This window comes from Nonomuraea sp. NPDC001684 (assembly GCF_053596515.1).
Genome location: NZ_JBSFGJ010000325.1, coordinates 1 through 10,647, shown reverse-complemented (window position 1 = coordinate 10,647; position 10,647 = coordinate 1). Strand labels below are relative to the sequence as shown.

11 protein-coding genes are annotated in these 10,647 nt (G+C 72.0%); 7 read left to right on the top strand and 4 right to left on the bottom strand.

Translation table 11 applies throughout. The features are described 5' to 3' along the window. From ACWCSD_RS37745 to ACWCSD_RS37735, 3 genes are all read right to left on the bottom strand, one after another. A partial coding sequence (locus tag ACWCSD_RS37745; protein WP_449922134.1) for a phosphocholine cytidylyltransferase family protein occupies positions 1 to 541 on the bottom strand: 541 nt, incomplete at its 3' end. A gap of 77 nt (positions 542 to 618) precedes the next feature. Beyond that, positions 619 to 1,242 carry a DUF5941 domain-containing protein gene (locus tag ACWCSD_RS37740; protein WP_397165032.1) on the bottom strand — a complete coding sequence of 208 codons (624 nt, stop codon included), beginning with the start codon at positions 1,240 to 1,242 and terminating at the stop codon, positions 619 to 621. A gap of 55 nt (positions 1,243 to 1,297) precedes the next feature. Further along, a complete protein-coding gene (locus ACWCSD_RS37735) occupies positions 1,298 to 2,713 on the bottom strand; it encodes a CDP-alcohol phosphatidyltransferase family protein (protein ID WP_387668864.1) in 1,416 nt (471 codons plus the stop codon). 91 nt (positions 2,714 to 2,804) lie between these two features. On the opposite strand from ACWCSD_RS37735, the gene ACWCSD_RS37730 reads away from it, so the two are divergent. Then, positions 2,805 to 3,539 (top strand): IspD/TarI family cytidylyltransferase, encoded by a 735-nt coding sequence (locus tag ACWCSD_RS37730; protein WP_352321586.1) that lies wholly within the window; start codon positions 2,805 to 2,807, stop codon positions 3,537 to 3,539. 69 nt (positions 3,540 to 3,608) lie between these two features. After that, positions 3,609 to 5,342 carry a CDP-glycerol glycerophosphotransferase family protein gene (locus ACWCSD_RS37725; protein ID WP_449922130.1) on the top strand — a complete coding sequence of 578 codons (1,734 nt, stop codon included), beginning with the start codon at positions 3,609 to 3,611 and terminating at the stop codon, positions 5,340 to 5,342. On the opposite strand, the gene ACWCSD_RS37720 is transcribed toward ACWCSD_RS37725, so the two are convergent. Beyond that, the gene (locus ACWCSD_RS37720) at positions 5,343 to 6,359 is read right to left on the bottom strand and encodes a glycosyltransferase family 2 protein (protein WP_352349181.1); all 1,017 of its coding nucleotides are present in this window, start codon (positions 6,357 to 6,359) and stop codon (positions 5,343 to 5,345) included. Between the two features lie 82 nt (positions 6,360 to 6,441). On the opposite strand from ACWCSD_RS37720, the gene ACWCSD_RS37715 reads away from it, so the two are divergent. The 5 genes from ACWCSD_RS37715 to ACWCSD_RS37695 all read left to right on the top strand — a co-directional run bounded on the left by ACWCSD_RS37715 (position 6,442) and on the right by ACWCSD_RS37695 (position 10,414). After that, positions 6,442 to 7,884 (top strand): LCP family protein, encoded by a 1,443-nt coding sequence (locus tag ACWCSD_RS37715; RefSeq protein ID WP_449922128.1) that lies wholly within the window; start codon positions 6,442 to 6,444, stop codon positions 7,882 to 7,884. A 34-nt stretch (positions 7,885 to 7,918) separates the two neighbouring features. Continuing rightward, positions 7,919 to 8,266, top strand: coding sequence for an STAS domain-containing protein (locus ACWCSD_RS37710; protein ID WP_352349177.1), 348 nt, complete (start codon positions 7,919 to 7,921; stop codon positions 8,264 to 8,266). Positions 8,267 to 8,375: 109 nt separating this feature from the next. Further along, a complete protein-coding gene (locus ACWCSD_RS37705) occupies positions 8,376 to 8,528 on the top strand; it encodes a hypothetical protein (RefSeq protein ID WP_449922126.1) in 153 nt (50 codons plus the stop codon). Between the two features lie 213 nt (positions 8,529 to 8,741). Beyond that, on the top strand, positions 8,742 to 9,581 hold the full coding sequence (locus ACWCSD_RS37700) for an LLM class flavin-dependent oxidoreductase (RefSeq protein ID WP_449922124.1): 840 nt from the start codon (positions 8,742 to 8,744) through the stop codon (positions 9,579 to 9,581). A gap of 140 nt (positions 9,582 to 9,721) precedes the next feature. After that, positions 9,722 to 10,414, top strand: coding sequence for a DUF4097 family beta strand repeat-containing protein (locus tag ACWCSD_RS37695; protein WP_357702629.1), 693 nt, complete (start codon positions 9,722 to 9,724; stop codon positions 10,412 to 10,414). Positions 10,415 to 10,647: the final 233 nt, after the last annotated feature.

Below are 10,647 nucleotides of genomic sequence, written 5' to 3'. Positions count from 1 at the left end.
CCCGCTGATACGGGAAGACGAGCGCGGTGTCGTACGGCAGGGTGTGCGCCACGGCCTTGAGCGTGGCCCACGCGGGCATGAACCGCATCATCGCCTGGGTCACCTTCATCTCTTCGTCGGCCAGCTTCTTGACGTTGTCGACCGCGAGCAGGACGTCGCTCGTCTCGGGGGCGGCCAGCAGCGTCTTCTCCACCGAGACGGGGTGGACGGTGTCGCCGTTGACCAGCAGCACGCCCTGGGCGAAGTAGTCGCGGGCGCACCACAGGGAGTAGGCGTTGTTCCACTCCTCGGCCTTGTCGTTGTGCACGAGGGTGAGCTTGACGCCGTGGCGCCTCTCCAGCTCCTCCTTGCGGTCGTGCACGGCCTGCGCCGCGTAACCGACGACGACCACGACCTCCCGCAGGTCCACCTCGGCGAGGTTGCGCAGCGAGATGTCCATGATCGTGGTTTCGCCGTCAACCGGCACGAGCGCCTTGGGCAGCGTGTCGGTGTACGGCCGCAGGCGTCGTCCGGCCCCGGCGGCCAGAACCATTCCCAGCAACGTGCACTCCTCGGTCGAGCATGACTACGTGTGCCCAAAGGTTAGTTGCCTTTGGCCCCTTCGCGGGTAATCCGGCGTTAGTCTTGCGTTCCCATCTCGCCCGCCTCGACGCCCGATCGGGGCGCGGCCAGCCAGCACGTGACACTCTCCCAGCCGAAGAGCGCCCACAGGTAGAGGGTCAGCAGCACGTAGCCCGCGGTCATCCAGCCGGCCAGGGCGGCCAGCGAGACCGCCATCATCCGGCCGTCCCAGCCGAGGCCGAGCGTCGAGAGCCAGGCCGGCGGGTAGACGCGCTGGCGCAGCCGGTAGACCAGGTCGTAGTGGTGGAAGGCGAGCGCGCCGAGCAGCAGGAAGGTCAGCACCGGCGGCAGCCCGTGGGCGAAGCCGCAGGCGGCGACGAAGCTGTACTCGATGAGCCGCAGGATCGGCGGCACCAGCCAGTCGAAGCGGCCGTCGTGCGGGTGGGTGCTGCCGGGGCCGGCCAGCAGCAGCGTCACGGCGGGCGCGAACACCGCGAGCCCGTCGGACCCGGCCACGCCGATCAGCAGCAGCACGCCGGTGACGAACGTGCCGGCGATCACCGGCGGCAGCGGCGGGAGCTGCCCGGCCACGAGCAGGCCCATCGCGCGCGAGAGCGGCCCGTCGTCGCGGTAGGCGACGACCCTGCTCTCTGGCACGGGGGTCATGTGCACGGAGATCACGCTGCCCACCTCCCGATCCGGCGAACCGCCGCCGCCTCGCCCGCCCCGGCGGCCCTCACCGGGCCGACCTCGCCAGGCGCCCGGCGAGCTGGTAGAGGGCGGCGACCCCGCCCCAGCACAGCAGGGACACGAACGTCACCCTGGCGTCCCACACGGCGGCGGTGACGGCGATCAGCACCGTCCGCTCGCCGATGGGCAGCACGACGATCTTCCTGAGCCAGCGGGCGAGCGAGTCGCGCTCCAGCCGCTGGGCGAGCCCGAGCATCCCGTGGGCGTGCCGCGCGTCGGCCGGCTCCAGCAGCGACCGGGCGGGCCTGGCCCACAGCGCGCCGACGCGGCCCGCGTCGGCCAGCGCCCCGGCGTAGGAGTAGTCGATGGTGTGGCGGACGACCTGCGTGATCATCGCGGCGGCGGCCAGGTACCAGATCGTGGTCCCGCCGTGGCCGAAGGCGAGCCCGACGTAGACCAGGTACTCCTTCAGCCGGTCGGCCATGCCGTCGGCCCAGGCCCCGAGCGGGGAGAACGTGCGGGTGTAGCGGGCGAGCTGCCCGTCGAGGCAGTCGAGCGCGAACGACATCACGAACAGCGCGCCCCCGGCCGCCCGCCCGGACTGGGTGCCGGCCGAGAACCAGACGGCGGCCAGCGCGGCCAGGCCGATCGAGACGCCGGTGACGGCGTTGGGGGTCAGCTTGAGGCGGACGGCCGGCCTGATCAGGTGGCGCGACCAGGTCGAGACGAAGAACGTGGCGAAGAAGCCGTCGTCCTCCTTGACCGAGGTGTCGAGCCGGACCCTGGCCTCGTCGACCTCGGCGAGCCTGGTCAGGGCGCTGTCGGCGGCGTGCTGGCCGGTCACGCGGTCGGCGTGCAGCGGGCCGATCGAGGCGGCGCGCACCCGTACGCCGGCCCTGACCAGGCCCACCAGCAGCAGGTCGACCGCCTCGACGGGGGTGACCGGGCCGAGCTTGCCCAGGTCGGCCAGCTCGGCCAGCTCCTCGGCGATGTCGGCCAGGGACGCCAGGTCGGCCTCGCCGGTCTGGAGCACGCCCCTGAAGGTGGCGTTGGCCTCCGGGACGGTGTGGAACGAGCTGCCGGCGGCGACCACCCTGCCGGACTCGACGCGTACGGGCGGCCGCATCGGGGCGGCGGCCTCGTCGTGGGAGACCAGCGCCCCGGTGTCGCGCGCGGGATGTTCGAGCAGCAGCGCGAGCGCCTCGGTGTGGGCGACGAGGTCGGCGGGCAGCACCACGACCGTGCCCGAGGAGACCCGGGCGATCTTGGCCACCCCGCGCAGGTCGGCCCCGAGCCCGCCACCGGGGGTCACCACCTGGACGTCACGGACGGGAAGCGCGGCGAACTGGTCGCTCAGCCGGTCGAGGAGCGTGCCGTCGGCGCAGGAGAGCCGGCACGCCGGGGTCGTGGCGAGCAGCACCACCGAGGTGGTCGTGCCCTCGCGGGTGAGTGAGTCGGGCAAAGCGCAGGTCTCCTCCCGGTAGGGAGTGCGTGGACACAGCGTAGCGACAGGGGCGCGCGATATCACGGAACAGGACCGTTACGCTGCCGACATGGATGCAGCGCGGCGGTCGGTCGGAGTGCTCCTCGCGGGAGGCGTGGGGCAGCGGGTCGGACATGAGATACCCAAACAGCTCATCGAAGTAGCCGGGCGGACGATCCTGGAGCACTCCATCGCGGTGTTCGAGCGGGCGCCGGAGATCGACGAGATCGTGGTGCTGATGACGCCCGGCTTCACCGACCGGGTGAAGGAGATCGTGGCGAACGGCGGCCACCGCAAGGTCACCCAGATCGTGGAGGGCGGCCGCAGCCGTACGGAGAGCACGTGGCGGGCGTTGCGGGCGCTGGGCACGCAGGAGTGCGACGTGCTGCTGCACGACGCCGTACGGCCCCTTCTGGAGCCGCGGATCATCACCGAGTGCGTGGCGGCGCTGCGCACCCACCGGGCCGTCAACGTGGCGATCCCGAGCTCCGACACGGTCCTGGTGGCCGTGCCCGGCCCGGACGGCGAGGTGATCGGCGAGGTCCTCGACCGCTCGCGGCTGCGCCGCAGCCAGACGCCGCAGTGCTTCCGGCTCTCGGTGATCCGCGAGGCGTACGAGCGGGCCATGGCCGACCCGGGCTTCGCCGAGCGCCCGGCCACCGACGACTGCGGCGTGGTGCTGCGCTACCTGCCCGAGGTGCCCATCCACCTGGTCCCCGGCAGCGAGCGCAACATCAAGGTCACCCATCCGGACGACCTGCGGATCGCCGAGCAGCTCTTCGCGATCAGGGGGTCCATCTCCTGACGTGTCCGGGCATGTCGTAGACGTTCGCGTGGAAGGCCCTTGACCTGCGGGTTGTTACCGTGCGGTCGCATGAGAAGACTGCTGGCGATCGGCGCGCTGCTCGGCTGCTACCCCGTCCTGCTGGCCTCGGCGCTGTGGCCGGCGCCGCTGCTGTTCGGGCTGGTCGCCGTGGTCTCCTACGCCGTCGAGTTCGCCGCGGCACGCCTGGCCGGCGGGGTGACCGAGCTGCTCAGCCGGATGCACCTGGGGACCACGCTGCGGTTCGCGGCCCGGGAGACGGCCGCGCTGCTGCTGGTGGCGCGGGTGTCGGGGGCCGACTCGCCGTGGTTCGTGGCGCTGGCCGCCGGGCTGTTCGCGCTGCACGGCGCGCGGGCCGCGCACTCGGGGCTGGTCATCCGCCTGCGGCAGACGCTCAGCAGCATGCCGGTGACCACCCGCAACCTCGACGTGTCCGCGCTGCGCATCCCCAAGATGCCGCCCCCGTTCCTGGGCGCCCACCGCGGCCTGCGCTTCCTCGGGCTCGACGTCCTGCCGGTGCTCGGCGCGACCTTCGGCGCGGCGGCCGGGGCGGCCGGCGCGGGCGTGGCGCTGCTGCTCGGCGTGGCGGGCGTGCTGGCGCTCCTGCCGTACGTGCGCCGCACCCGGCCGCTCGGCGACCGGGCGAGGGTGCTGGAGGTCGTGGGCGAGCAGGTCAGGGCCTACGACCCGGAGGTCATCCTGTACTTCTCCGGCGCGACGGCCGCCGCCTACCAGGCCAGGATGTGGCTGCCCACCCTCGAACGCATCAACCGGCGGGCGATCGTCGTGCTGCGCGAGCGCGGCATGGCCAGGCACCTGGAGTCGACCACGCTGCCGATGGTCTGCATCCCGTCCTCGGCCGACCTGATGAGCTTCCGCGCCCTGTTCAGCGCCAAGCTCTGCCTGTACGTCTCCAACGTCGGCCGCAACGTCCACATGCTGCGCATCCCGACGCTGCGCAGCGTGTTCCTCAACCACGGCGACAGCGACAAGGAGGCGTCGTTCAACCCGTTCTCCCGGGTGTACGACGAGGTGTGGGTGGCCGGGCCGGCCGGTCGCGACCGCTACCGGCGCGCCCGCGTGGGCGTCCGGGACGAGAGCATCCACGAGGTCGGCCGGCCGCAGCTCGAAGGCATCTCGACCGAGGGCCCGGGGCTGCCGTACCGGACCGTCCTGTACGCCCCCACCTGGGAGGGCTGGAACGACGACCTGTTCCACACGTCGCTGATCACCATGGGCCCGCGCATCGTGCGCGCCCTGCTGGACCACGACCCGCAGCTGCGGATCATCTACAAGCCGCACCCGCTGACCGGCCACCGCGACAAGAGCGCCGCGCGGGCGCACCGCAGGATCGTGTCGATGATCGAGGCGGCCGAGCTGGCCAGGTCGAAGGCCAGGCATCCGTCGAGTCCCGGCGGGGCGCCGGAGATCAGGCACCTGATCGTCACCGGCGACAGCCCGCACCTGTACGACTGCTTCAACGAGTGCGACCTGCTGATCAGCGACATCTCCAGCGTCGTGGCCGACTTCCTGGCCAGCGAGAAGCCGTACGCCGTGACGAACGTCGCGGGGCTGCCCGAGCGCGCCTTCCACGAGCGCTACCCGAGCACCGAGGCGGGGGTGCTCCTCGGCGAGGACCTCGCGGCCCTCGCCGGTTTCCTGGACGGTGAGGACACCCTGGCCCGAGCCAGGATCAAGCTCAGGAGCTACCTGCTCGGGCCGGAGTACCCGGACGCGCTGACCCGCTTCGACGCGGCCGTCGAGCGGGTCTTCTCGGGCTCGTGATCAGCGTGGCGGCCTGGACAACCTCCGCGGGCTGGTGAGGAAGCCCCATCCCCACGAGACGTGCATGGCGGCGTACACGAGGGGCAGCCGCAGCTTGACCGCGCCCGGCAGCCCGCTGCCGGTGACCGCCGAGCCGGCCACGATGGCCAGCGCGTAGCCCCCGGGGACGACGAGCGTCAGCGGGAAGAACGGCGAGAGCACCAGCCCCAGCGCCATGGCCAGCACCGCGGCGGGCGGCGCCAGGTAACGCAGGTTGATCGTGCCCTCGTGGGTGCGCGCGACCACGCGCCGCCAGCGGCCGTAGTGGAAGTACTGCTTGGCCAGCGCCTTGACGTTGGGCCGCGGACGGTAGGTGACCCGCATGCGCGGCTGGAACCAGACCAGCCCGCCGGTCTGGCGGATGCGGTGGTTCATCTCCCAGTCTTGAGCCCGCTGGAAGTGCTCGTCGTAGCCGCCGACCCGGTCGAGCGCCGAGCGGCGGAACACGCCGAGGTAGACGGTGTCGGCCGGGCCCGCGGTGCCGCCCACGTGGAAGGCCGCGGCGCCGACGCCGATCTTGGAGGTCATGGCGCAGGCCACGGCCTGCTCGAACGGTGTGACGCCCTCGGCCGCCATGACGCCGCCCACGTTGTCGGCGCCGGTCTCGGCCAGCGTCTCGACGGCGACGCGCAGGTAGTCGGAGGGCAGCATGGCGTGCCCGTCGACCCTGGCGATGATGCCGTTGCGTGCGGCGGCGATGGCGGCGTTGAGCGCGTTGGGCGTGCGACCTGTCGGGTTGGGCACCACGGTCACCCGGCGGTCGGCCGCCGCGATGGCGTCGGCGACCTCCTGGGTGCGGTCTTGGGACGGACCCACGGCGAGGACGACCTCGATCTCACCGGGGTAGCTCTGGGCGAGGACCTGGTCGACGGCCTCGCGAAGGTGCCGCTCCTCGTTGAGGACCGGCATGACGACGGAGATGGGGGGCCAGCCGCGCGTCTCCGCGGGCGCGTGCGGCGAGTCGGGGAACTGCTTCATGGCGGGGCTCACGCTACTGTACGACCAGGGGAGAAGGGCAATCGAAAGCCCCGGTGTCCCCGGCGGATCCGAGGAGGAGGGCATGCGCGAAGCGGGCGAGGAGGACGGCGGCGTGCTGGTGGGCGGCGACGCCTACGGCGGCGTCAGGCTCACTCCTGCCACCCGTCCACGCAGGCCCGTGCGGAGCGCCAAGGCCCGCCGCCGCAACGTGATCGTCGCCGGCCTGCTGTCCACGGGCATCCTGGTCACCACCGGCGTGGTGTGGGCGACCCCGCGCCAGATCGGCACGGTCGACGCGGGCGTGACCGCCCCCAAGTCCCAGGGGGCCGAGAACATCCTGCTGGTCGGCGTCGACAAGCGCGACGACCTGACCCGGCAGCAGCAGAACCAGCTCAAGCTGGGCCGCGAGTCCGGCCAGCGCACCGACACGATGATGGTCATCCACCTGTCGGAGGACCACCAGCGCGTCACCGTGGTGAGCCTGCCGCGCGACACCTGGACGACGATCCCCGGCAAGGGCGACCACAAGATCAACTCTGCCTACCAGTTCGGCGGGCCGAAGCTCACCATGCAGACCGTCAAGGCCGCCACCGGGCTGGAGATCAACCGCTACATCGAGGTGAACATCCTCGGGTTCATCGACGTGGTCGACTCGCTCGGCGGCGTCACCGTCTGCACGCCCATCCCGATCAACGACCCCAAGACGGGCCTCAACCTGCTCGCCGGCACCCACCAGCTCCAGGGCGCCCAGGCGCTCGGCTACGCCCGCACCCGCGCCACCGCGCGTTCCGACCTCGACCGCATCGACCGGCAGCAGCAGGTCATCTCCGCGCTGCTCAACCGGGCGCTGAGCGCCGACACGCTGGCCAACCCGGCCAAGCTCGCCGCGTTCGTCAACTCCACCCTGAGCACGGTGAAGGTCGACCCCGACGACGGGCTGATCGGGCTGGCCACCCAGCTGCGCGACGTGTCGCTGGAGGACGTCCGCTTCGCCGACGTGCCGCTCGCGAACGTCGACTTCAAGGCCCCGACCGGCGAGTCGGCGGTGTTGTGGGACCGTCCGGCGGCCCGCGACATGTTCCGCCGCATCGACGCCGACCAGGACCTCGCCAAGCCCGCGCCGACCAAGACGGCCACGCCGTCGCCGGCCAAGACCGTGGTCCCGCCGGAGAGCGTCACCGTCAAGGTCATGAACGGCACGCTCATCACGGGGCTGGGGGCGCGCACCAAGTCGGCGCTGGTGGCCTCCGGGTTCAAGGTGCCCGGTGAGCCGGGCAACACCGGCAAGAAGGACCACAAGCAGACCCTCGTGCGTTACGCCGCGGGCCAGGAGGCGGCCGCGCGCCTGGTGGCGTCCGTCATCCCGGGCGCGGAGCTGAAGCAGGCCGACGTCGAGGGCGTCGAGGTGATCGCCGGCAGCGACCAGCCGAAGATCAAGAAGCTCAAGCAGCCCGACACCCCGGCGAGCAAGCCGAGCTCCACGCCGACCACCAAGACCGCCATGGAGAACATATGCAAGAAATAGGCATAACCAGGTAAAGCCAGGGCACGTGATTGGCATGGTGGTCAAGTCTTGGCGGGAGGACCCCTGCACCGTCCTGCATGTCGTCGGCGATCTCGACGTGGCGGGCGCTCCTCGGCTTCGCGCCGAGCTCGATCAGGCGCTGGCGGCGGCTGATCCGCTCAACCTGGTGATGGACCTGACCGAGGTGCCCTTCTGCGACTCGGTGGGCCTCGGCGTCCTGGTGGCGACGCTCAGTCACGTCCAGGACATGAGAGGACGCATGATCCTCGTCCTCGGGCCCGGCATGATCCGTCACCTGCTCACGATCACCAATCTCGACCGGCACTTCGAGACCAGCGCCTCGCTCGGCGAGGCCCGTGCCGCCCTCGATCCGGCCGCCTGACCCCGTCCGGCCCGGATCATGAACGTGATGTCATTGAGGGCACATCTCCCCGGAGCCAGCGGCTCGTAGGCTCCCGGGAAGATCCCTCTCACGTCCGGAGGCCCGCACGTTGTTCGACGAGTTCCCCGACCCTGCCCGCTCCCAGCTCGCCGTCGCCTTCGCCGAGGGCAGGACCCGGCCGGAGTGGTGTTTCGCGGAAGGGCGGGCGCACCTGGCATGCTGGGCCCCCTTCGCAGGCGCGGACCCGGTGATCGTCCGGTAGTTCGAGCCCGGCCCCGCCCCCGCGGCGGCGGCCGCGCTGCGCCGCGACCTGCGCCCCGACGAGGTGCTGGCGCACGGCACGCGCACGCCGGCCGGGCCGACTGCGGCGCGTCGTCGCCGGGACCGACGTGGGCGACACGCCTACCGCGAACGCCTTCCTGCGTGCCGGATACTCGGAGATCGGCCGGCTGTTCCGCTACTACTGGAGGACTTCGTGAGACTTGGCGTGATGTTCGACCGGGATCTGCCGCCCGAGGAGCTGATCCCGTTCGCCCGGGCGCTCGACGAGACCACCGTCGACGACCTGTGGGTGGTGGAGGACCTGGGCTGGACCGGCGGCGTCTCGGCGGCGGCCACCGCGCTGGCCGTCACGTCCCGGCTGCGCGTCGGCATCGGCATCACCCCCGCGCCGCTGCGCAATCCGATGCTGCTGGCGATGGAGATCGGCAACCTGGCCCGGATGCATCCCGGCCGGCTGGCCGCGGGCATCGGGCACGGTGTGCAGGAATGGATGCGCCAGGTCGGCGCGGCCGTGCCGTCGCCGCTCGCCCTGCTGGAGGAGACGATCACGGCCGTACGCGCCCTGCTGCGCGGCGAGACGGTCACCCTGCACGGCAAGGCGGTGCACCTCGACGGCGTGTCGCTGGTGCATCCGCCGGCCGTGCCGCCGCCCGTCCTGGCGGGCGTGAAGGGGCCGCGCTCGCTGGCGCTGTCGGGACGCGTCGCGCAGGGCACGATCGTGCCGGAGGGCGTCGGCCCGGCGCAGCTGCCCGGCATCGCCGAGCGGATCGCCGGGGGCGACGACCACGAGCTGGGCGTCTTCACCTTCCTGCACATCGGCGAGGAGGCGGACCGGCTCGCCCATCCGGTGGTCCGGGACCAGGCGGCCTACCTGGGCGTGTCGCCGCACGACGTCGTCATGGCGGCCGGGACCCCTGAGCAGGCGGCGGAGCAGGTCAGGAGCATGTGGGCGGCGGGTGCGGGGACAGTGGTCGTCCGGCCGCTGGGGCGCGATCCCCTGCCGCACGTGCACGCCCTGCTGTCGGCGCTGTAGCGGGCTCGGGTTCCCCCGGCGCCTTGGCGTCGGGGCCGTGGTTCCTATGGCCGAATGGCGGAGGGGCATCGGTCGAACGGCCGATGGGGCTTCGCCGCCGCTTCGCCACGATCGTTTGCATGAGGCTTTTGCTGGTAATCGTGGCAATTCTGGCGGTCACCGGGTGCAGCGTGCGCTTCGACAGCGATGAGGTGCCCGCCGTCCGGACGTTCCCGTTCACGGGGGCCGAACTGAAGATCTCGTCGTCGCTGGGCGGGGTGCGGGTGCTGCCCGCCACCAGCCCGGCCGTCGAGGTGCGGCGCTGGACGCGTGGCAAGGCGTCCACCAGCCCCTCCTGGTCGCTGCGCGACGGCGTGCTGCGGCTCAGCGCCGACTGCACGCTCATCGTCGGCGACTGCGGCGCGCGCTACCACGTGAGGGTCCCGGCCGGGGTGCGGCTGACGATCGACTCCCCCGACGGCGTCATCCTGAACGGCCTCACCCAGGACGTCGACGTCTCCAGCGGCGACCGCATCGAGGTGAAGAACACCTCGGGCAAGCTGCGCCTGCTGAGCGACTCCGGCACGATCGAGGGCGACGGACTGCGGTCGTCCAGCGTGCACGGACGCACCCTGGACGGCTCGATCTCCCTGGCCTTCGCCGCGCCGCCCGCGGACCTGGATGTGAAGTCGCGCGAGGGCGGCGTGACCGTCCGGGTGCCGAAGGACTCCTACCAGGTGAAGGTCGAGAGCCAGGACGGCTCCGAGCACTCCGACATCAAGAGCACGAAGTCCAGCTCCAGGACCATCCTCGCCCGCAGCACGTACGGGAACGTACGCGTCCTGACCCGCTGACCCTCCTCCGGCCGCGCCGGCCCTCCTCCAACCTGTGGGGCGCGCCGGTGTTTGGGAGGCGTCAGCCGACCTCCGCCTCCTGCCGGGCCTCAACCGCCCGCACGGACGTCTCCGCCTGCCGCACGGCCTTCCAGAAGTACGTCGAGCTGGGCTTGCCCGCCTCGGCGTACTTCTCGGCCAGCGCCCTGGCCATCACCACCAGCCGGCGTCCGCGGAGCTGGAAACCCGCCGCC

What these genes read in the sequence shown, in the direction of transcription:
- ACWCSD_RS37730 (WP_352321586.1), top strand. Translation starts at nt 2,805, where the DNA reads ATGGATGCAGCGCGGCGGTCGGTCGGAGTGCTCCTCGCGGGAGGCGTG.
- ACWCSD_RS37720 (WP_352349181.1), bottom strand. Translation starts at nt 6,359, where the DNA reads ATGAAGCAGTTCCCCGACTCGCCGCACGCGCCCGCGGAGACGCGCGGC.
- ACWCSD_RS37715 (WP_449922128.1), top strand. Translation starts at nt 6,442, where the DNA reads ATGCGCGAAGCGGGCGAGGAGGACGGCGGCGTGCTGGTGGGCGGCGAC.
- ACWCSD_RS37710 (WP_352349177.1), top strand. Translation starts at nt 7,919, where the DNA reads ATGGTGGTCAAGTCTTGGCGGGAGGACCCCTGCACCGTCCTGCATGTC.
- ACWCSD_RS37725 (WP_449922130.1), top strand. Translation starts at nt 3,609, where the DNA reads ATGAGAAGACTGCTGGCGATCGGCGCGCTGCTCGGCTGCTACCCCGTC.